General features: G+C 38.9%; 20 protein-coding genes. 8 read left to right on the top strand and 12 right to left on the bottom strand.

Features of this window, described 5'->3' with window-relative positions:
• From ACYQ0E_RS00100 to ACYQ0E_RS00080, 5 genes are read left to right on the top strand one after another with little or no spacing between them, the layout of a single operon-like run.
• On the top strand, positions 1 to 1,068 hold the full coding sequence (locus ACYQ0E_RS00100; RefSeq protein ID WP_460186233.1) for a DUF58 domain-containing protein: 1,068 nt from the start codon (positions 1 to 3) through the stop codon (positions 1,066 to 1,068).
• The gene (locus ACYQ0E_RS00095; protein WP_460186232.1) at positions 1,061 to 1,675 is read left to right on the top strand and encodes a hypothetical protein; all 615 of its coding nucleotides are present in this window, start codon (positions 1,061 to 1,063) and stop codon (positions 1,673 to 1,675) included. Before ACYQ0E_RS00100 ends, ACYQ0E_RS00095 begins: the two co-directional genes overlap by 8 nt.
• A complete protein-coding gene (locus tag ACYQ0E_RS00090; protein WP_460186231.1) occupies positions 1,675 to 2,850 on the top strand; it encodes a vWA domain-containing protein in 1,176 nt (391 codons plus the stop codon). Before ACYQ0E_RS00095 ends, ACYQ0E_RS00090 begins: the two co-directional genes overlap by 1 nt.
• Entirely contained in the window at positions 2,847 to 4,907 is a 2,061-nt protein-coding gene (locus ACYQ0E_RS00085) for a VWA domain-containing protein (protein ID WP_460186230.1), read from the top strand. The genes ACYQ0E_RS00090 and ACYQ0E_RS00085 overlap by 4 nt, the downstream gene beginning before the upstream one ends.
• A complete protein-coding gene (locus tag ACYQ0E_RS00080) occupies positions 4,901 to 6,553 on the top strand; it encodes a hypothetical protein (protein ID WP_460186229.1) in 1,653 nt (550 codons plus the stop codon). The genes ACYQ0E_RS00085 and ACYQ0E_RS00080 overlap by 7 nt, the downstream gene beginning before the upstream one ends.
• 65 nt (positions 6,554 to 6,618) lie before the next feature.
• On the opposite strand, the gene ACYQ0E_RS00075 is transcribed toward ACYQ0E_RS00080, so the two are convergent.
• The 11 genes from ACYQ0E_RS00075 to ACYQ0E_RS00025 form a co-directional block, all read right to left on the bottom strand.
• On the bottom strand, positions 6,619 to 6,879 hold the full coding sequence (locus ACYQ0E_RS00075) for a hypothetical protein (protein ID WP_460186228.1): 261 nt from the start codon (positions 6,877 to 6,879) through the stop codon (positions 6,619 to 6,621).
• A 477-nt stretch (positions 6,880 to 7,356) separates the two neighbouring features.
• A complete protein-coding gene (gene trxC / locus ACYQ0E_RS00070) occupies positions 7,357 to 7,785 on the bottom strand; it encodes a thioredoxin TrxC (RefSeq protein WP_460186227.1) in 429 nt (142 codons plus the stop codon).
• A 79-nt stretch (positions 7,786 to 7,864) separates the two neighbouring features.
• A complete protein-coding gene (locus ACYQ0E_RS00065) occupies positions 7,865 to 8,329 on the bottom strand; it encodes a hypothetical protein (protein ID WP_460186226.1) in 465 nt (154 codons plus the stop codon).
• A gap of 455 nt (positions 8,330 to 8,784) precedes the next feature.
• Positions 8,785 to 10,392 carry a dynamin family protein gene (locus ACYQ0E_RS00060; RefSeq protein WP_460186225.1) on the bottom strand — a complete coding sequence of 536 codons (1,608 nt, stop codon included), beginning with the start codon at positions 10,390 to 10,392 and terminating at the stop codon, positions 8,785 to 8,787.
• Between the two features lie 12 nt (positions 10,393 to 10,404).
• A complete protein-coding gene (locus tag ACYQ0E_RS00055; protein ID WP_460186224.1) occupies positions 10,405 to 11,028 on the bottom strand; it encodes a hypothetical protein in 624 nt (207 codons plus the stop codon).
• Positions 11,029 to 11,093: 65 nt separating this feature from the next.
• Positions 11,094 to 12,338 (bottom strand): hypothetical protein, encoded by a 1,245-nt coding sequence (locus tag ACYQ0E_RS00050; RefSeq protein WP_460186223.1) that lies wholly within the window; start codon positions 12,336 to 12,338, stop codon positions 11,094 to 11,096.
• Between the two features lie 249 nt (positions 12,339 to 12,587).
• The gene (locus ACYQ0E_RS00045) at positions 12,588 to 13,229 is read right to left on the bottom strand and encodes an AAA family ATPase (RefSeq protein ID WP_460186222.1); all 642 of its coding nucleotides are present in this window, start codon (positions 13,227 to 13,229) and stop codon (positions 12,588 to 12,590) included.
• A gap of 162 nt (positions 13,230 to 13,391) precedes the next feature.
• On the bottom strand, positions 13,392 to 14,027 hold the full coding sequence (locus ACYQ0E_RS00040; RefSeq protein ID WP_460186221.1) for a hypothetical protein: 636 nt from the start codon (positions 14,025 to 14,027) through the stop codon (positions 13,392 to 13,394).
• A 138-nt stretch (positions 14,028 to 14,165) separates the two neighbouring features.
• On the bottom strand, positions 14,166 to 14,678 hold the full coding sequence (locus ACYQ0E_RS00035; RefSeq protein WP_460186220.1) for a hypothetical protein: 513 nt from the start codon (positions 14,676 to 14,678) through the stop codon (positions 14,166 to 14,168).
• Positions 14,671 to 18,441, bottom strand: a complete 3,771-nt coding sequence (locus ACYQ0E_RS00030; RefSeq protein ID WP_460186219.1) for an efflux RND transporter permease subunit — start codon at positions 18,439 to 18,441, stop codon at positions 14,671 to 14,673. Before ACYQ0E_RS00030 ends, ACYQ0E_RS00035 begins: the two co-directional genes overlap by 8 nt.
• Positions 18,442 to 18,452: 11 nt before the next feature.
• Positions 18,453 to 19,649: an efflux RND transporter periplasmic adaptor subunit gene (locus tag ACYQ0E_RS00025; protein WP_460186218.1), complete on the bottom strand. Its 1,197-nt coding sequence runs from the start codon at positions 19,647 to 19,649 to the stop codon at positions 18,453 to 18,455.
• A gap of 654 nt (positions 19,650 to 20,303) precedes the next feature.
• Here ACYQ0E_RS00025 and ACYQ0E_RS00020 point away from each other — a divergent pair.
• Together ACYQ0E_RS00020 and ACYQ0E_RS00015 are read left to right on the top strand one after the other, a co-directional pair.
• Entirely contained in the window at positions 20,304 to 20,465 is a 162-nt protein-coding gene (locus tag ACYQ0E_RS00020; RefSeq protein WP_460186217.1) for a hypothetical protein, read from the top strand.
• A gap of 9 nt (positions 20,466 to 20,474) precedes the next feature.
• Positions 20,475 to 20,903 (top strand): transposase, encoded by a 429-nt coding sequence (locus ACYQ0E_RS00015; protein ID WP_460186216.1) that lies wholly within the window; start codon positions 20,475 to 20,477, stop codon positions 20,901 to 20,903.
• A gap of 327 nt (positions 20,904 to 21,230) precedes the next feature.
• On the opposite strand, the gene ACYQ0E_RS00010 is transcribed toward ACYQ0E_RS00015, so the two are convergent.
• Positions 21,231 to 21,575, bottom strand: a complete 345-nt coding sequence (locus ACYQ0E_RS00010) for a hypothetical protein (RefSeq protein WP_460186215.1) — start codon at positions 21,573 to 21,575, stop codon at positions 21,231 to 21,233.
• A gap of 297 nt (positions 21,576 to 21,872) precedes the next feature.
• Here ACYQ0E_RS00010 and ACYQ0E_RS00005 point away from each other — a divergent pair.
• Positions 21,873 to 22,369 (top strand): retention module-containing protein (locus ACYQ0E_RS00005; protein WP_460186214.1); only part of this gene is annotated, 497 nt, incomplete at its 3' end.

The raw sequence follows: 22,369 nt of genomic DNA, 5'->3' as shown, positions 1-22,369 counted from the left end.
ATGCCATTTTTAACGCTAATTACAAAATGGCTGACGACGGTTTGGCAAAACGTATTTGGGCGTTTGTCACAAGTCAATATGCAGGTCACCACACAACCACTTTTGTCGGCAGAAGAGGTGACTGATTTAGCCGAAGAATTGGCACAATCTCATGGTAAATTATCTCCTAACCTTAAGCAGAGCCAGGCGTTAAGACAAGGTGAACAAGCCTCTAAGTTTATGGGCGCAGGTTTGGAGTATGAAGAGAGCCGAATGTATCAGCCGGGGGATGAAATTCGCCGAATTAACTGGCGTTTAATGGCGCGAACAGGCAAGGCATATACCAAACTGTTTCAAGAAGAACGTGAAGAAAACTGGTTTATTTTGGTTGATCATAGAGCCAGCATGCGTTTTGGCACTCGCAAACGTTTAAAAGCCACGCAAGCCGTAAGAGTAGCGGGCTATTTTGCATGGATGGCTCAGCAAACTTCGGTACCTGTTGCAGTAGGTCGTTTGGCAGAAGGTTTTGAACAGTCGCAGATTTTTGAAGGTAAATCCATCTATTCACATGTTATGCAAGTATTGTGTGAACCTTGTCCTCCCGTAGATTCACCGCACGCTGAACCGTCATTTAACGATGTGTTAATCAAACTCACGGCTCAGTTACAGCCCGGTTCTAGGTTGCTGTTAATCAGTGACTTTGATGATATTAATGCACAAACGACCGAGATATTAACCGCACTGCAAGACAGGGTGTTTATTAAGGCCGTTTGGGTAAAAGATATTGCCGAAGTACAGTTGCCTAATATTGAAGGTTTGCAGTTACAATCTATGCAAAATCAGCAGGTTTATAATGTTTCTGGCGCCATGCAAAGACAAAATTACCAGGCCTGGTCAATGCAATATCAAGCGGATATTTATCAAAAATTAACCCAAGCAGGGGTTGAGGTTTATTCGGTTTTTGCCGATGAATCTATTGCACAAATTATGCATTCTTTGCACAGCGATAACCGTAATAAAGGGGTACAACCTTTAGACAATGCTGCCTATGTAAATTCGTCTTCTTCGGAGGCCGAATCTTATGTTTAAGTTAACCGAAAATACAGCCAGCTTAAGTGCGACTAATCTAAGTGCAGATAACCTAAATACTCAGCTGAGTTTAATTGACATTGAATTGCCAATATCGCCCGATTTTGATTGGCTAGGTTTATTGCAAACGGGAGTGTATTGGTTTTTGATTTTTCTCATTTTAGCAGGCCTGGTAAGTCTGTATTTAATGCTTAAAACACGTCATAAAGCACATAATAAACAGCCCGTTTGGTTGCATTTTTATTTATTACGCAAGCAACTTTCTCAGTTAGACATTTCAGTTGGGCAAATAGACAAAACAGAGCTTAAAAATAAAGACTTAAAAAATACCGCAGTGGCTTTTTATGCCTTTACTCAAAGGTTGTTTTATGTGAATAACCTTTTACACAAAAGCGCTTCTGAAGATTTACAAAACCTAAAAACGTTTAGCAATTTGCTGGCATTTTCTAATCAACCTGTTTCACGTGAAACTCTGCAAACCCATCTTGAAATGAGTCGTAAATGGCTTAATGCACATATAACACTTAAGGCCTTGCTGGCTTTTTATGGGCAAAAAGAAAAAAGCAAATCAATGAAAATACAACCTCATAAAAAAGGTCGCCAGTAATGGAGTATGGTTTAGCGAATCTTTTATTGCAGGTTTTAAATTTTACAGGCCTGGTAAATCACATAGAACCGGGTAGTTTGGTATTTGAATCACCAAATTGGCTTTGGTTAATTATTTTATGGCCATTGTTTTGGTGGTTAAGCAGTCGTTTTAATGCCAAAAATGATTTAAGTGAAATTCAAGCCAGCCGTGAACTTAGAGTAAAACATGCTTTAATTCATAAAATAGGTACAGCACAACCTATTGTGCGTAAACGTGTTTGGCGTTTGAAGGCGGTTGTATTTAATATCTTGCGTGGCTTAATGATTAGCTTGTTAGCGATTGCATTGGCACAACCTGTTCAAAAGCTGGCGCCACCCACTGAACCTCAAACAAAAACCGTAAGAGATATTGTGTTTGTGATTGAAAGTTCGGCCTCTTTTTTATTGCCAGATTATCAAATTAACGGCGAGCCAGAAACCCGTATGAATGTGGTAAAACAGGTTTTGGATAATTTTATTGCCAAGCTTGAAGGCAATCGTTTTAGTTTAGATATTTATGCCGATAATGCTTACACCTTGCTGCCACTGACCTCTGACCAAACCTTGGCACGAATGTCTTTAAAACGTTTAAAACCGTATTTGGCAGGGCGAACCGATACCGCAATGGGCGAGGCTCTGGGCTTGGCGCTCAAGCAGACCGATAAGCAAACAGACCAGAAAAGCGATATTGCTAAAGCCAATAAAAACACCTTAAAACGTGTAGTGATCTTGATTAGTGATGGCTTAAGCCAACCCAGCAAAATTGAGCTGACAGAGGCAGTAAACTACGCGCAATTATTGCAAGTGCCAATTTATACCATTGGCGTGGGAGCGAGTAATGACAAAGCCGATAAACGACTCTATTCGGGTTTGCTCTATCAGCCTTTGGAGACAGAATCGTTACAAAGTATTGCTAAGCAAACAGGCGGGCAATATTATCAAGTGGGCAGTGGCACTGAGATTTCGCAAGTGTTAGAAAAAATCAATCAGGCCGAAGGCGTGCCTTATCAAAAACCACCTAGCCCGCCAGTTAAAAAGGCATTGTATTTTTATCCGCTTAATATGCTGGCGTTTGTTTTTGTACTGTATTGGCTTTTGGCGCTGTTTTGGCAACAGAGTCGTAAACAAAAAAAATCGAATGAGGAAATGTCATGATTTCTGCATTTCTACAAGGCGATTTACTGTGGCGTGAACCTTTGTGGTTATGGGCGTTATTATTGCCAATAATTTTTTGGGTGGTTAAACGTTCTTTACGCAATCAACAAAAACAACATTATGCCGATGCGGCGCTTTGGCCGTGGGTTGCAACGGTAGCAAACAATACAAGCAATAATGAGCAAATCAATAGAAAAAACCAATTTACCAGGCCTGGTAAAAGCTTACAGGCAAAGTGGCAAGATTTTTTTATAAGATTAATTAAATTCATAACCGCTGGTCGATTATTTATTTTAGCGTGGCTGTGTTTGGTGATTGCATTGGCTGGTCCACGCAGTTTAGATAACCAGTTTGAAACGCATAATCGTCATGGTGTTGATGTGATGATAGATTTTGATTTATCACAATCCATGACCTCCACAGACGTAAAACCGAATCGGTTTTTGTATGCTAAATCGCTTGCGCAAAGTTTGGTGTTAAATTTAGAAAATAATGACCGTATTGGTTTAAGTGTTTTTGCAGGTCAACCACACACGGTGTTGCCGTTTACTTACGACAAGCCCATTTTTAATCACTTTTTAAATTTAATAGAGCCAGGTTTATTGCCTACTAAAGGCAGTTGGTTACAGCTTGGGTTAATTGGTGCTTTAAATAACATAACGCAAACGGGGCGAGGAGCAAAAGTTTTGGTGGTTTTTACCAATGGTGCACCACCATTTTGGAAACCGGTTGCTTTACCTAAAATTGTACAATCGCTTAAGGTCACGCAATCACAAAAACAGAGCCAAACGGGGGTTAAGGTGATTTTTGTGGGAGTGGGCAATACTCGACCATCACCCATTCCAGACAATAAACACGAATCAGGTCATTTGCATGTTAATGGCTTATTAGTACAAAGCCGATTAGAAGAGAGTCAGCTGTTAAAGCTAGCCCAGCAAACAGAAGGCGTGTATTTACGCGCCAGTTCTGACCAAGCTTTTATGAGTAAATTAGTAAAAGAAATTACTGACCAGGCCTCTAATTATCAAGATAAAAGCCTAAAACAAGTTTGGATTAGTTACGAACAACCGTTTTTAATTGTGGGATTAATCGCGCTTTTATTGGCGTTTTATTTATGGCAGGTGTTGTTAGGTTTAAAACCTGGTAGTGTTAAAAGGTCAAACTCAGCAAACTTTGTGTTGATTATGATGTTACCTATTATGAGTGCTATGATCCTAAGTGCCATGACTTTATGGTCACAACCGGCTATGGCGGATGAAAGTTTACATTCAGGTTCTAGCTCATTACACCAAGCTTATCGTGATTTTGAAGCACAATCTTATGACTCTGCACAGGCGTTATACGATAAATCGGCCACTTATCAAGGCTGGTTTGGCGCAGGGGCTTCGGCCTATAAAGCAAAAGATTTAGACAGCGCGGTTTTGTATTTTAGACAAGCCGCCTGGCAAGCTCCAAACAATAAAGAACGCGCTAAGTCTTTATATAATTTAGGCAATAGTTATTATTTGGCAAATCTCTTGCCACAAGCCATAGAGTCTTATGAACAAGCGTTGCTTTATCAGCCAACATACCCTAAAGCACAGCACAATTTAGGTTTAGCCAAACAACGTTATGTATTAGAAAAGCAGGCTAAAAAAGTCAAACCAACTGAGAAAAAGAAAAACACTGGTGGCCAAGGCAAAAATGCGGATGGCGCTTTTTATGGTGGTCAAAAACCCAAGTCTGATTCAAAAGATCCAGGCTTTGGTTCAGATGGCGATTCACCCGAAGGTAATGGCAGTGGCAAAATGTTTACATTGCCAGAAGCAGATAAATTAACCAACTATAAATTAAATCCAAGTATTGCTAAATTACGTTTAAATAGCGTGCAAAAATCAGGGCAAAACAAAGTATTACAAGCGCAGGTAAATCAACAAAGAGCTGAGAAGTTTGAGCATCAATTACAATCGCTTCAAGATGATCAAAAACAAGTGCTAAAACGTGTATTTGAACGTGAAGAAGGGTTTGAAGCGGCACAAAAAGAAGCACACGCTATTCCGGGGATTCAGCCATGGTAAGAATGATGGATTTACCACTTTTTAAACGATTGTATTTACTTGCATTCATGCTTGTAAGCCTAGTCTTTTTGGCAAACAATGTTGTGGCAAATGACGATTTTACCAGGCCTGGTAAAATCAATTTAAACGCCTTAGAAACCCATAATAATGGCATTACGTTAAAGGTTCGCCCGTTAAAATTAATGCTGGGTCAGCCGTTTACAATTTATATTGAGGGCGAAAAGCTGGGTAAATCGTCGGCTTTATTAAATTGGTCACATCTTAAAACCGCGTTTATGATTACGGATGTTGAGCAACATTCGAGTTCGTTAAGAATTACCGCTTACCCTCTAAAAGTACAAAATTTCACCTTAAAAGAGCAAAATGCGGGTTTGATTCATATTCCCAAAACGCAGATTACAGTTGCACAAAACCCAGAGGTTAACATTGCTTGGCAAGCTCCGCAAAAATCACTTTACAGTACACAACACGCCTTGTGGAAAGCGCAGGTTACCGTTAATAATCCCGCTTTTTTAGTTGAGATTAAACCTGTGGCAGACATGGATAATCCAACGGTAATCTCTTCTGTTTTGAGTTCACAAAATAAATCGTTACCCCAAATGGTGTCTTATGAAATGCCAAGTGTGTTTAACACCCAAAAAATTCAATTAAAATCGCCTGTTATTGAAATTAAAAATACCACTAATCAGCGTTGGAAGTTTTTTGATTATCCGCAAAATATTAACGTGAAACCTTTGCCAATATTTTTGCCTATGTCGGTGGCGGTTGGGCAATTAAATTGGCATATTATGCCAATAGATAAGGTTTATCAAACGGGTAACTTATATTACTGGAACTGGCAATTAACGGGGCAAGGGGTGTCGGTAGATTATATGAAATCGACCGCCAACAAGTTAATTAATCAACTGACGCATAATGATCAATTTACATGGTTGGCAGAATCGATAACGGTTACTCAAACAACAAATAAAAATGGTTTGGTCACTAAACTTAATATTCAAGTGCCTTTTAGAATCAAGCAGGCAGGCCTGGTAAAATTTCCACGTTTGGTTTTGCGTAGTTTTAATCCGCAAAGCGCTAAGGTTGAACAACTTGTTTTTGAACAAGTTCACTCTCTGGCTTTGCCAAGTTGGCTAATGTGGTTCTTTAAATGGGTAGTATTGATGTTTGTGTTAATGGTCGCCTATTTAATTTTGCTAATCGCAAAACAGCAATGGCTCAATAATAATTTGCGTAAAACCATAGCCAGTGCTCAAAGTGGTCAGGCTATTTTACAGAGTATGATGCATTGGCAAAGTCAGCATATTTTTGAAAAAAAGGTAGGGAGTGAATGGCTCAATCAGCCCTCAAGCTCTCAACTTAACACCCAATCAAACCATCAAGTAAAAATAAGGTCTTTACTTCAGTTTAAAACGTGGCATTTTTATCATTATGGTTTCTCAAAATCGTTAGAAATTCTGGTGAATGATCTCAATTCGTTATTGTATTCACGCCACCAACAAGGGGTGAGTTTTGAGCAAATTCAACAAAATGCAACAAGCTGGGCAAAGTCGTTATCTATTATGGCTGTGACTCGAGATGTGGTTAAGAATACGATTAAACAAACGATTGTTAAGCTGAAGAGATTGCGCGCAAGCAAAGATTAAAAGTGAACCGTAAAGATAGAATTATGGGCCTGTTCACTTTTAAAATGCGTAAACAGGCTTTATATTTATTTTGAGTTGTAGGTTTCATCAAAAGGTTTGATGATACGTTGGTATTTTTTCCAGGCTAAAGTTGAAGCATAGATTAATGAACCAAATATTATAGCGATGCCTACATAGCCAACGCCAATAGAAAAAGTATTTTCCCTAAGTATTAGTGGAATACACAGTATTACACCTAATATAAAACCCAGTGTGATGGTTTTTAACGCCACCTTAATAATTCCCTGCTGAAGCAGTCTTTTGTGTTCTGGTGATCCTAATTCCATGTTTATTCTCTTTATAAATTAATTGTTACTGGTTTAGTTTGCCACAAGACATGCCAGGCCTGTTGAATTCTTATTTAAATCTAAATATAACCTCACCAGTATCGGCGCGCCCTGATAATCTTCTTAGTTCAAATAAAATTTTATGGTCAAGCCAGAGAATGACTGTTGGGTGTTTTTATCAAAGGTCATCAATAAGCCAATGCAATTGTATGTCATTGCGTGTCAAAGGCGTAGCAATCTCCAACGTGCATTGCGGTTTTAGTTCTGGATTATTCGCGTTGTTCACCCTACGGGTCGCCTTAAAAGGCGTTCTTCGCTCTAAAGAGCTGCGTTTGCAATGATTGTGTAAATTTAAAATTGCCAGGCCTGGTATGTATGCTTTGTGGCAAAATAAACGGTTTTAAAACCCTAAAAACTTCGTGGCTTGGTGGCTTAATGCTTCACTTTAAACCACATGCTTTATCTATTTAAAAACGTTTATGCTGGTAAGTTTTGCTCTAACCATTGGCTAAAACCTCTTAAATCCATTGCACCAGACATTCTTGTTATTTCTTTGCCAGATTGAAATATGGCCAAAGTAGGGATTGAACGAATATTAAATTGTGCGCCAATTTGTTGTTCGGTTTCGGTATTGATTTTAATAAATCGGGCACGAGGCTCAAATTGCGCGGCCGCCTGAGCAAACGTTGGCGCAAAACCTTTACATGGCCCACACCAAGGCGCCCAAAAATCGACCACCAAAATTTGATCGGTTTTTTGTAAGGCTCGAGTAAATTGCTGGCCATTCATTTCAAGTGGTTTGCCGGTAAAAAGAGGTGCTTTGCATTTACCGCAAGTGGCTTGTTTAGATAATTTGTCATCCGCTACACGGTTTAATCCTGCACAACTTGGACACATTATAATCATGATTATTCCTTTTATTTAACGTCTATTGTAGGTTAATGAGGGCAATCGCTTTAAATTCAAGACGTTGGGTTTAATGCTTTTATTCGTCTGCCAGCCAACTTGGTTTTGGGCTTTCTCTTTTGCCTGCATCAAAGCCTTCATTTACAAATCCGTGCAGTGTTTCATCGTGGCATTGAATTAATTCAATAATTTTAGGGTCATCACTGGTTAAGGTCGCTTCTACACCGTTTTCGATATTATGGTATTCCATGGTGATTTGCTCTTTGTATTCAAATAAGGCAGAAAATAGAGGGTCCCAAGAGCGAATAGCACGCCCCATTCCAAAACGTTTTTCCATACCTGTAACGTGTTCTTGAAGGATTTTAACTAACTTAGGTGATTCAGATGTGGTTCGGCTGCAAATACCGTTTGGTAGTTGTTCCGTTGTGCGAGTAAGTTGATTGTGGTATTCAAGTAAATGACTAAAAAGAGCTTGGTCTTTTTTGTGTTGTTCATCACTACCATGGCCGTGTTTATAGGTTTTATGATGAGAAGTGTCTTGCATAGATTTAACTCCATTTTTAATGTTAATTGTAGATCTTTTTAGGGAGTGTTTGGCAAAAAAAAAGCACAGTATGGTCGGTACTGTGCCTTCTAAAGTTGAGGAGCCTAAAAACCATGACTTTAAACAAGGGAATGTTTTGAGGTTTTTAAAACTATATTTTGGAGCTACTTAATTAAGAGGGAACTTTATTAAGTTAATGAAAATTTTACTCATTTTAAGAAGGTTGAGCAATAGAGAAAGGTTGAGTAAGTCTTGAAAGAGTCTTAAAAATTAATAAGGGTATAAAAATAATTAATTCACTGATAGGGGATTTCGTAGCCTGTGTAGAGTTATTTATGAATATTGCTGTAAATGATTCAATGAGTAAATTAGCTGAAATACGTAAATATTATAATTTAATTTTAATTAACCTAAGTTTAACCAACTTAAACATGTTTAAGTTGGTTAAACTTAGGTTAGCGTTCAGACTTTATAAGTTTTGCTTCATTTTCATTATTATTTTCTAGTTCACTATTTGGTATGTTATTCGTTATATTTTGTTCGCTTTTAGCGTTGCCGGTTTGACTATTTTCAGACGATTCAAGGCTAGGCTGAGTTGCTGATAGATTATCTGCTTTAGTGTATTCTGCTGTTGCTTTGGTATCGGTAGGCACACCTGTTTTGCCCGATGGGTCAGCAAATTGGTCATTTAACTTTTGAATGGCTTTTTTACCAGCATTGACAATATTGGTCAGTTTACGACGGTTGCGTTTTGACCATCCTCTTGGTGAAGTTGGGAACATTCCTAGCCAAAAACGAGTGTTGTGATGTAAAGCATTGGCAAGTTGAGGTTCAGTTTTTTCGAGTCGTTTGGTATCCCAGCGAGCAAATTTTGTACGAATGTAAACGTGTATTGCAAATAAAAGAATGACACTGATTGCGGCTAATCCAACTCCAATATAAACAGAGCTGGCGGCGAGTTTAATAAGCGGCCAATCTGCCATTGGCATATCAAAGTAACCAAAGCTACTTAAGCCATAAAATAAAGCAACGAACAGGCCTGCAAAAACCAAAATATCGGTTGCGATGACTTTTTTACGCCATGAACCAATGGCATTTTCTACTGCAGGTATTTTATTGACGTACATATCATCAATAATATTTTCCATCGCATTGGCAATGCGGTAAGTGCGTTGGGTGCTTACCTTGCTAATTCGTGAGTGAATATTGGCTAAATCAATGTCTTTTTTGCGTTTAAATCGTTCTTCTCTGGCTTGATCGGCAAAATCATTGGCCGATTCTTCATTGTAAATACTAAAGAAATTACCGCCTATTAAACCTTGGCTAGAAATGGCTCTTTGCCAAGAGCCAATCACTTCCTCAGGGTTATCTTCTTGAGCGGCCGTGTCTATTTGATTGAGAATGTAGAGAATTTTATCGGCGTCTTTGCGGCCAATGGTTGTGGCCACTAAATGTTGCAAAGTATCGCGCATTGCGCCAGGTTCTGGGTGACGAGCATCAAAAAATACGAGCACCAAATCTGACATATCAATAATGTGATTGGTGATGCGTAAAGTTGAATCGCGCTGCGAATCGGCATCAAAACCAGGGGAATCGATTAAAATTTTGCCTTTAAGCACATCAGAATTTGTGGTTTTAAGCTGCAGATAATTATCTATACGGCTGCCTTGACCGGATTCGACTTTTTCAATTTCTTTGCTAAAACCAAAAAAGGGAAACCTAGGATCTGAATCTAATGCCAGGCCTGGTAATGTGGTAATTTCATCATTTGATCCGTAACAAAGAACGGTAAATTTATCGTCTACGGCTTGATTGCCTGTGGTTTGCAATTCTTTACCAGTATACGAGTTTATAAACGTAGATTTACCTGCTGAAAAGGTACCTAAAACCGAGATTAATGGCCACCAAGATATTTGTGTTGCATAAGATTCATCTTTTTTAAGTAGACCTGTCTTGTAGCCAATTTTATCTAACTCTCGATAATTGCTAATGATATCGATAAGAACAGGGTTTTCTTCTCTAAGGTGTTGTTCTAATTTAAGATAGCGTTCTTTGGGTGTCATTGTTTCGCTTCCTTATTTGTTTGGCTGATTATTTTGCGTGTTAGGCTGTTTATAGGGACTGTTTGGATAGTCGTATCTTGGTTGCATGGTTGGTGGTTTACGATTTGCATTGCCACCTGGAATCATTGACCAAGGCATAACGCTGTTTATTGAACTCATTGGTTTAGAAAAATTATCGTTTAACTCTCCTAGATTTGAGCTCATGTTATTGGTTGAATATACCATTGAATAGATGGAATGACTCATACTATTTACAGAACCATTCATGCTGTTAATGGCTGAAGTCATTTCGGTAATGTGGGTGTTCATTTCAGATACCGATTTCATATTCTGGTTCATTTTGTCCATGTGAATGTTAATGGCACCCATTTGATGATCAATTTGATTCATTTTTTGGTTTAGGGTGTTTGTCATGGTTACAACCGCTTTGGTCATAGCGTACATGTTATTTGAAATGTTACGCATATCTTTTGTTACGTTGTAAATCAAATAAAAACCATAAGCTGCCAAAATAATAAAAGCAATCATCATTGGGTAAATGACTTTTTCCCAACGGCGAATGCCTTGAGTCATGGTTTTGGCCAGTTCGTTTAAATCACAGACTTGCCCATTGCTGGTTGGTTCGTTATCAGCCATAAGGCATCCTTTGCTTGTTGCTTACGTACAACACCATTGTTGTACGTGTATTTTTTGTTAAGAAGTTATTTACCGTTTGGATAATTTGGGTAGCTGGCGTTAGCGGGGGGCGTAAACTGTGGCTGCGGAGCCATTGGCATACGCTGTTTGATCATTTCTTGTTGTTCTTTAACGTATTTTAAGTAGGCCTGGTATTGCGCTTGTTGCTGTTTTTGCATAGCCATGTAGCGTGGGTCTGATTGTGGGTTATAGTTTTTCATAGCAGGCATTGGCTGGTTATTAGCCATTGGTGGCATGGCAGCAAAAGGTTGGTTGTTTGCCATTGGTTGCTGATTCATTGTGGGCATCTTTTGCATTTGGGGTACGGCTGGCATTGATTTCATCGGCGGCATTTCTTTTATAGGAGCAAAGGGTTTCATTTGCTGTATTTGAGGCATACGTTCTTGCATTTTTTGCTGCTGTTTCACCATTTGATGGTATTGAATTTTTTGCACATTCATGCGAATTTCTTGAGCAACTGCTGGTGCGTATGGGCTTAGTCTAGAGGCTAGCATTGAAGCATCTTGTAATCGGTTTTCTTTAACAAGTAGTTTGGCTGAATCTAGCCATGCTTGCCCCGCCTGTTTTTGTTTGCCATCTTGATAAAGCGCGTTGGCCAAGTAACCTAAAATATTGGCAGAAGGTTGATTGGCTGCTATATCTAAATATATGCGAGATGACGTAGCAAAATCCTGTTTTCTATCAGCATTTTGCGCCGCTTGCATGGCTTGTTCAACGCTGGCAAAGTTTGCAATTTCAGTATTGGTATTTGTTGTTTCAGGCGCAATTTCAGCTTTAACCGTTGGTTTGGCTTCGTTGGTTGTGTTTGCTGAAGGTTCTTTTGTGTTTAATTCTGCCGTGTTTGTGTCTGCAGTAGAGTCATCTGTTTGCATTGCGACAATAACTGTTTCTGTGGTTTCAATGGCTTTGTTTTCGTGTTGCGCTGTCTCTTTTATTGGTGTGCTTTCTTCAGACGGTGTAACAGAATGATTGTGCTGCTTTACAAGTTTTGTTGTATTTTCTGTTAGTTGCGGTGTTTCGGTACTCGTTTTAATATTTTCTGGTTGAGTATCATTTTTTTGTACATTATTAGGTTTATTTTGGGAGGCCTGGTCATTAGGCTGAGAATGGCTAGCAATTGTCTGATTAGCGTTGTTTTCAATGCCGTGATCTTGCTTAATACTATCTGAATAGGCGAGATATAGCGTAATGGCTACAATTAACACAATAATGAAAAATCCGTTGTTTAGTATGGCCCTAATGAGTGACATGGGTTACTCCTATTAAATGTTACATAGATAGACTATGTGTAAAGTGAGACCTTTGCACGAGACCATGAATACATAAAAAAGCTATCATTCTCTATCTTCAAGCTAAAAAATCCGCCCAATAACTCGTTATTATGCGTATTTTTTAACCTAAATCTAAAGAATTCTATCTTGTTTTTCTTGTGCCTCTGTCTCGTGCAAAGATCTCAAAGTGATTTATATTTTTTGTAGTTTTTGATTTTTGATTTTTGTTTATTTTTTAGTTTTTTGAAATAAAAAAGCAGTTAGTTTTAAAACTTCTTTACTCGCTTTACCTGAAGGATTAAGTTCAAATACAGCTAGGCCTTCACTAAATGATCGCCTATAAGCTGTGCGGTTATGTAAGCGAGCTTTTTTAATACGGCTGATACCGGGTAAAAAGTCTAAAGCGTCTTCTGATTCTTTCGTTTCAGTTACTAAAGGGTGGGTATCAGCTCGGTTAATTAAGGCCAATAGCTCTGGTTTCTTGGGGGTACACGTTTCGTTAATGAGTTTTATAAAACGTTGTGTAGACCAAATATCTGCTTGACTAGGTGCTACCGGAATAACAATACGGTCACACAGTACAATGGCTTCTTTAAGTGCTTTTTGATCGCTCATGCTGACATCAATAAGTACTTCATCGGCATTTTTGTTTTTGTTTAAATCAGCTAGGGTACTTTGAAATTCAGCTTTAGGTAACTTGGGTTCATAAGCCTCTTCTTGACGAACCTCCAACGCATCTGCAAGGGTTTGTTGCGGGTCTAAATCAAATAAGCGTAATGATTTACCTTTGTGAGCTAGCCAAACGGCTAAATTAAAGGTCACTGTGCTTTTTCCTGTTCCACCTTTCATGTTTCCTATTACGGTAATCATGAACTTGCTCCTAAACTAACTTTAATTTATGACTATAAAAACTTTTATTAGAACTACTGGGTATGCATTTTAAAAAATGTAAGTGGGTCTAATAAAAACCTTTTGGTTAGTTTTAACGGAAACCATTAAAACTAACCTATCAAAGATTTTTAAGTAAAGTTATTACTTAGCAGGTGTTGCCGCTGGAGCAGGGGCAGCGGGTGGTGCTGGTGGCATTGGATATGGAGCATATCCTTGTTGCGGGTAATAATAAGGCGCTGGTGCAGGGTTATTTCTATAACCTTGGTTTTGTATATTGCCTTGACGGTAACCTTGGTTTTGACCATATCCTTGATTTTGTCCGTAGGCTTGTCCTTGACCATAACCATTGTAGTTTTGATAACCTTGACCATTATAATTTTGGTTGCCTTGGCCGTTATATTTTTGCTTTTGATTGCCTTGGCCATCTGCATTTCCAGACATGTTTGATTCACCGCTCATACCAAAATTAAATGAACCTTTGGCTTGACCTTGTCCCTGGCCTTTACCTTGTCCTTGGCTTTGTCCACTGCCTTCGCCACGTCCTTGGCTCTGACCTTGACCTTGTTGATTACCATAGCCGTTTCCATAACCATTACCGTTTCCGTAGCCATTACCGTTTCCGTAGCCATTACCGTTTCCGTAGCCATTACCGTTTTGGTTTCCGTAACTGTTGTTATTGTTTGCCCATGGTGCGTTAAACCAATTTGCCGAAGCTGATTGTGCACCTAAAACGGCTGTAGAAATGATTGCTGCTAAAGCTAATTTTTTAATACTCATTACTAGTCTCCTTTGATAGTATAAGCGTACTCTAAAAAGTGCAAATGGGCTTGAGTACCTGTTCCCAATTGTTTTAGACGGTCTTAGTAGCACTCTGACCTGCTACTAGGGCCATATTGTTTGAACTTTCGTTCAAATTTAGTTAAAAAATGGCATGTTCATCGTTGGTGTTGTAAACGATGGGCTTGGCATAGAAAAGTTATTCATGTTCGGCATTCCAGGCATATTATTCATGTTTGGCATTTCTGGCATTGACCAATTTCCCATATTCATATTTGGTGTTGACCAATTTCCCATATTTGGCATAGATGGCATCATGTTGTTTCTATTTGGCCAGCTTCCCCAGTTACCATTTGTTGCATATGGGGTATTTTGATTGCCGTAATAAGGTTGTGGGTAGTATCTTTGGCCATAACCTTGATTGTAGTTTGGTTGGTAGTTTTGCTGGTTATAAGGTGCATAGCCATATTGAGGTGCGGTATAAGGCATAGGTTGTTGTTGCATATTGTTTTCTACCCATTGTGGGGACTGTGTTGACGGCAAATAAGCTGATTCTGGTTGTGGCCAATTTTGGGCTTGGACAGATAAACTTAATGTCATCAAGGTAAGTAAGGTTGTTGGCGTAAGCCATGTTTTTAAGTTGTTATTCATTGTTGTCATCCTTTAACTGAATACCACGTTTACGACGTGTTGTTGTTTTTTGTTCTGTTTTAGCAGATTGTGTTTTTTTAACGGGTGTTTTACGAGCAGGATTTGGCTTTACGGGTTTGTTGTCCGTTTTATTTTCTGTCGTTTCATTAGTCAGCGGGGTTTCAGTCGATTGGCTGTCCTCTGCTTTTGCACTGTCTTTAAGGTCATTCTTTTTAGCTGTTGTATCATCAGTTTTTTTAACGCTTTCAGCCTCTGAGCCAGAATTATCATCATTTACGGTTTGTTCATGAATATCTTTTGGTGTGTTTTCGGCGGCTTGATCAGTAATCACTTTGCCAGCAGAATCAACCGTAACAGGCCTGTAGTTTTCATCTAATTTAATGCGTCGTTGAATTGAAAAATATGGGTTAATTACGGTTTTAATACTGGTTACAGTTTTTTTAATGGGTGATGCTTCATCTTCTTGTTCCGTAGGAATATCACAAGATGGAATACGGTTGCCTGAACTATCTGTTCCACCAGGGCAGAAAGCGGCACGGGCACTTACGCAACCTAATGGAATAACCACTAAAGTCAGTAGGGTGGCGACCATAACACCAAACATTAACGAGATAGCCATACCTTGAAAGATAGGGTCAAATAATATAACGCTTGAACCTAAAATAAGTGCGACGGCGGTAATAATAATTGGACGTGTTCTGGCTTTACAGGCCTGAATAACCGCTTCTGTAATGGGGACGCCTTGTTTAATTTCTTGGCGTGAAAAGTCCACTAATAAAATGGAGTTTCGGACAATAATCCCTGCTAAGGCGATAAAGCCTATCATGGAGGTTGCTGTAAATTCAGCGTTCATTAGCCAGTGACCAGGTGCAATACCAATTAATGTTAATGGAATGGGGGCCATTACAATTAGCGGAATAATAAAGTTTTTAAACTCCCAAACCACAAGCATATAAATAATCAATAATGCGACACCAAACGCTAGTCCCATGTCTCTAAATGTTTCGTAGGTAACTGTCCATTCACCCGCCCACATAAAGCCAGGTTCTTTTACACCGTCAGGTGTAGTCACAAAGTTTCCTTCTAATCCTTTTAGGTCTTTTGAGTTATCTAATAGATCTTGTATTTCTAGCATGCCGTAAATTGGCGCACCTAAACGGCCAACGCCGTTGCCTGTAACATATTCAACAGGACGTAAGTCTTTGTGATAAATCACGCTTTGTTCACTTTCTAGAACAAAAGAACCTAATTCTGATAAAGGCACGGTTGTTCCGTTGGATGTTTCTACCGGAATTGAACCCATCCGTGCAAATTCAGCACGCATTTCTAAAGGGACTTCTAGGGTAATAAACGTAGGTTCACGTACAAATCCTTGTTTTACATCTCCTAGTTTGTAACCACCCATTGCCATTTCTAAGGTTTTGTTAATGGTGGTAACAGAAATACCGCTTTCAATGGCTTTTTGTTTGTCTATAACAAAGCGCCATGAATTGTGTGGTGCGGTTAAAAAGTTGTCTACATCGGTTACGTTTTTGGCTTTTTTAAATACCTCGGTGAGCTCTTGGGCGGTCTGTTTACGAGACGCTTCATCTGGGCCATAAACTTCAGCTACTAGAGCTTGTAAAACGGGTGGGCCTGGCGGCATTTCTACAATTTGAATGGTTGCCGGGCTATCGTTGCCAAGTAGTTTAACCAGTTCTTTACGCATAGCTTCAGCAATAACATGACTTGAACGTTCACGGTGTTGTTTATCAACAAGGTGAATTTGAATGTCAGCTTGCCAAGGTTGTTGACGAAGATAGTAGTGACGAACTAATCCATTAAAATCATAAGGGGCTGCAGTACCTACATAGCTTTCCATGGTGCTTACTTCTGGTGTTTTTTGTATTTCTTTAACCAGTTTATGGGTCAGGTTAGCTGTAACGGGTAAAGCTGTGCCTTCAGGAAAGTCAATGACTACACTCATGTCGGGTTTGTTATCAAATGGCAACAGTTTAACGGGTACAAATGCCTCATAAACCAACATAATGGCAACAAAAAATGCCAGAATGATTCCAATTAAAAATCCCCAACCTTTGACTTTGCCAATGAGTAGGCTACCAAGTAATTTACGGAAAAAAGTTTCCATTTTTTCACTTTGTTCGTGCTCTTTCTTTTCGGCCTTTTTAAGGGTTTCCATGCTTGGTTTTATGCGCATGGCTAGCCATGGTGTAAATGCAAAAGCCGCAAATAAAGAAATAATCATAGCAACCGAACCTAAAGCAGGAATGGGAGCCATATACGGCCCCATCATGCCGCTTACAAAAGCCATAGGCATAAGTGCAGCTATAACGGCAAGGGTAGCAATAATGGTTGGGTTACCTACCTCTGCTACAGCAGCAACTGATGTTTGGGTGTCGGTGTTATTGGATATTAACCAGCGGCGATATATGTTTTCAAGCACCACCACGGCATCGTCAACTAAAATACCAATAGAGAATATAAGGGCAAATAGACTGACTCGGTCAATAGTAAAATTAAGTGCCCAAGCCATAAACACGGTTGATAAAATAACGGAAGGAATAACAATGGCTACAACAATGCCAGCACGCCATCCTAAAAATAGCCAAACTAATAGGGTTACAGCTCCTGTTGCAATAAACAGTTTAAAGATTAGGTTGTTTACTTTGTCATTGGCCGATTTTCCGTAGTTACGGCTAATAGAAACATGCACATCTGGCGGGATTAATACACCTTTTAAATTGTTAATACGAGCAATAGCATCTTCTGCAACGGATACGCCATTTGTTCCTGCTTGTTTGGCTAGTGCGATAGTGACAGCATTTTGGCCGTCAACAGACTTGTTGTGACCTTGATAACCCAGGCCTGTGTAAAAGGTAACGAGTTTTGATGGGTCTTCATCGTTGGAGGTAACCTTTGCAATATCTCTAACGTAAACAGGGGCATTGTCTTTTATTCCAACAATGAGGTTTTGAATATCTTCTTCGCTGGTTAAAAAATCACCCGTGTAAACTTTGAATTTTTGTTGCCAGGCTTCAATGCTTCCGGTCTCTAACTCGCTGTTTGCAGCGTGTATGGTTTTACCTATTTGGGTAAGAGAAATACCATAACCCGCTAGTTTTTCGGGTGAAACTTGTATTTTAATTTCGCGTGGTTCGCCACCAATAAGGAAGCCTTGGCTAGCGCCTTTAATTTCGCCTAAAGATTGCAGAGTATCTAACCCCAGTAATCTAAGCTGGCTTGAACTTAAATCATCAGATGAAAGCGTAAAGGTGACCATAGGAACATCGTCTGCACCTTTTGGTTTAATTAAGGGCTGTTTAACGCCAGGCGGTACAATATCTGTATTCGCAGAAAGTTTGTTGTATAAATTTACAAGTGCTTTTTCGGTATTTTCACCTACAGCAAACTGTACGGTAATTAAACTTTGGCCTCGTGTTGACGCTGAATAAACGTGCTTAACGCCGCTGATTTCCTTTAATAAGCGTTCTAAAGGTTCTGATACCAAAGCTTCAACCTGTTTAGAAGTAGCTCCTGGATATTGAATAAAAATATCGGCCATAGGTACAGATATTTGTGGATCCTCTTGACGTGGCGTAAACATCACACCAAAAATACCAATTAAAAAACTGGCAATTAAAAATAGAGGCGTAATTGGCGAGCTTATGTAATTCTTAGCAATGCTACCAGCAATGTCATGGCGTTTTTCTTCGTCATCACCTGGATTGTTTGGTGTTGGGTTATTTTGCATATTATTCGACATATTGATCCTCCTTAGGCGTCTTTATCATCTGAATCAGACGGAGGAGTTAATCGACCATTTTTCAAACTCATTCCAGAGCTAATATTGGCAGGTGGATTAATAATAATTTGCTCACCTTCATTAATGCCAGATAGAACGGTTAGCATGCCGTTAGTTGATGACTTACTTGTGCGAATGACTTTCATGGTGATTTTTTTAGTGTTAGGGTTAAAGACAAAAACACTTGGTAGGCTGCCACGTTTAATAATAGCTTGCGAGGGAATGACAGGAAAAGCTTGCTTTTGAGAGGTGGCATTATCAACTGCAACCTGGGCATACATTCCAGGTGCGGCAGGGGCGCCCAAGGGCAGGTCCATTTTTACTTTTACGGTATGTTGCTGGCCATTAGCAACCGGAAAAACTTGAGCAACACGTACCTGTATTGGCGTGCTGTTAGCAATTCTAGCCATTAAAATTTGGCCTTTATGAATGCCTTGCATTAAGTTGACAGGAATATTAAGCTCAATGCTTAAGTGATTACTTTTTGCAAAAACGAGTAAGGCTTGGCCAGGTTGTACGGTATCACCAGCCTCTATCATTTTTTTAACAATAACTCCGTCAAAGGGGGCAATAGATTTTGTGTCATTTAAACGTACATCAATTTCATCAATTTTGGCTTTGATGTGTTGCATATTCATTTGTGCTTCTCTAACCAAAGAAATAGCATTGGTTAAATCTGCTCTTTTTTCGACATTGGTATTACTTACGCCCATAGCATTCCCCATTGGGCGAGAAAATACTTGGTCCATCATGTTAGGTAAGGCCATGCCTGGCATGCTTTGTTCTGATTTTGGGCTCCACAATTCGCGGTTATACTGGGCTTGTGCGTTTTGATAGGCGTAGGCGGCTTGATTCCACTGAGCCATTGCTGCTTTGCGCTGAGCCCTTAACGCATCGTCATCAATCGATATGATTAAAGTACCTGCTTTAAAGCCATCACCCTCAATCCCAGAAACATAATTAACTTGTCCTGGCATTTGAGCCGTCAAAGTGACTTCTTTAAACGGAATAACCGTACCGCCTAAATTCACTTTACTGTCATAAACGGTCGATTTAACCGTTTGTACTTTAATTTCATCATTTGGAGAGCAATAAGCATTTGAAAAAAACAGGGACAATAGTGTTGCCGTAAGAATAGAGTGTAATTTATTGGTTACAAATAGCTTCATCGTTGAGCTCCGTACAAGCATTATTTTTTAATCGTTTTTACACAATAAACTAATCGAAAAATGAAAGATAAATAAAGAAACTTATATAAGGAAAATAAATTCTATAGGTAGGCTTTAAATAAACTCATGTATATATAAGCTATTGATTATATTGGTTTATTATTATTTTATTATATATATAAACTCTAATATTTTATTTTTTTATAGCTAGAAGGTTAGGATTTTATAAAAGGATTTTGTAATGTGTGCGCTTGCTTAATGTTAAGGCATTTTAATAGGATGATTTGTGTAGGGCTTAAGTGCTTAAAAGCACTTATTTGCCTGTTGTATATGAAAGTATATAAGTGTCATGAAATGTAACTTAGTTATTAAACGTTTTTCAGAACGGTTAAAGCTCAATGGAATAAGAGAAAAGAATTGTGGCGGCAATGAGAAGACTCATTTAAATTGTGTTTGCCAAATTAAAACACGACAATCATTTGGTTCGGAATGTGCTTGACAGATAATATCGAACATAGAATATGGTGAATTAAATTTTTAACAATGGGAGACCTTTGCACGAGAAACCTTTGAAAAGCTCAAAATATTCTGATAAGCAAAGCCATTAGCTTTTAAAATACACCCCATTACACCCACTTTCAATGGAGCGCTAAAATGGCCTGGAAAAACCTAACTCAAACCTCTCTTGCAGATGCTTTCATCCATGAGCATGAAGCGATTACAGGGTTAGACGAACTCAACCAACTGATTGATTGGAAATCCATTGAATGTCACATGACATCCATAAACAACAATCCAGTAGGTGAAGGAGCCTGACCACCATTAATGATGTTCAAAACCCTATTACAGCAAAGCTTCTACAATCTCAGTGACCCTGCTTGTGAAAAACAACTGGCTCGAGATTTACTTTTTCGTCGCTTTGTAAACTTAAGTCTGACAGATCCTGTTCCTGATCACAGAACTATTTGGCGCTTTAGAAACAATCTTAATAAAAGTGATCTGCTTCAAACCCTACTGGATAACATAAACCACCAACTCAACAGTCAAGGCGTCATTATTAAAACTGGTCAAGCCAGTATTATTGATGCCAGTGTCATTCAAGCTAAAAATAACCACCCTAATAAAAATGCCAAAGGTGAAAAGACTCAAGACAAAGATGCCTCTTACAATGTAAAAACCGCATCCGATGTTAAGCCAAAAATCACCTACGGCTTTAAAACCTATATTAGCTTGGATGAAGACCGTTTTTTCTAGCCCAAGCGCTGACGACTGGCAGCCTTCATGATTCTCAAGTCTTTGAAGCGCTTTTCACAGGGTCTGAAGAAGCCGTTTAGCTGACAGTGCTTGCCGAAGTCAAAAGCATGATGAGCTTCTTGACGACAAAGGCATCAAGATCTTATGGATAAGATCCAGGGGTTGGTGTGTCCAAAATATGGAAATCACCAACAAAAACTAACAAATAGCTGAAAAATTCAGCTAAAAAAGACCAAAATACGAGATAAACTTCGAAAAAATGTAAGTTATCGAAATTGGCTCACTTTTTGAGTTGTCTTGCGAAGGTCTCAATGGGTAAGCCTTAAATCAAAATAAATTTGATTTTTGAGTATTGTTTTGCATAGAAAAATAGTTGTTTTTTGTTTGAAGGTCAGAAGCGTAAGTCAGGTCGCTAGCTCTATTTGACGTTTCATTGTTGGCAAGATTAGTCTGTGTTGTTTCGTTTGTTGTTTGTGTTGATTTAAGATCTAAATAGTCATTAGATGCATTTTCAATTGAAGCTGACAACGTCACCGAGCTATTATTGATAACCGATTTTTTTTCAGACTGAGTGTCTTCACTTACTGTATCCATTGTTTTAAACGGATTGCTATTTTGTTGATTTTGCATATTAAGTGCAACAGAGGCTAGGTTGGGGTTAATGACCGCCATGATTGTGCTCCTTAAATAGGTTTATACAAAAGTACTTAAGCTTTCATTATAAGGTAAATTTAAAGTAGTGTGAATCCCCTTCAGTTTATAACACAATAAGTGTTTTACATAAATCCACTATATATAGTGTGTGTTTTCACGTTATTCACTGTCTATAGTTTAAATAACAAATTGTTTTTATTAGTTAAAATCTATATTGTCCTTAAGTACAGTAGTTAGAATTGTTTTGCCGTAGTATGATGTGTCAAATTGAGGTTTTGCTATTTTGATATTCAACGCAAATTTGGAGTGCATGAGATGTCTACAATCGTCGGAAACGTTACAAAGTTAGAGGGAATTGTTCGCGCTATTAACCCTGTAACTGGAGAATCACGAGTACTAGAGGCAGGAAGCCCGGTATATGCTGGTGAAATCATACAAACCTCTGGTAAAGGTGGTGTGGTTGTTGACATGGTTAACGGAACGCTTTTAACGTTGGGTAGAGATACTCAAATGCGTTTAGACGATGATGTTTCTGGACATGTAAGTACCGTTGACTCAGGCACTGAAGGTGCGGTTGATATTGATGCACTCCAACAAGCTGTATTAGAAGGTAATTTTGATGCCCTCGAAGCAACTGCGGCGGGAGAAGGTGTAGCTGTCAGTAGCTCCTCAGATGGTGGTGTAATTGTAGAGCGTACAGCATCAGTAGGTGATGTTACCTCTGGCTTTGATTCAGACGTAGCAAGACAAAACGATACAACCTCTGGTATTGATTCCGGCAATGCAGTTGAGATAAAAGAGACGGCCCCTCC

The sequence above is a fragment of the Thiomicrorhabdus hydrogeniphila genome (assembly GCF_054656895.1).
The sequence above is the reverse complement of the archived record's forward strand: the minus strand, read 5'-3'. Positions and strand labels throughout refer to the sequence as shown.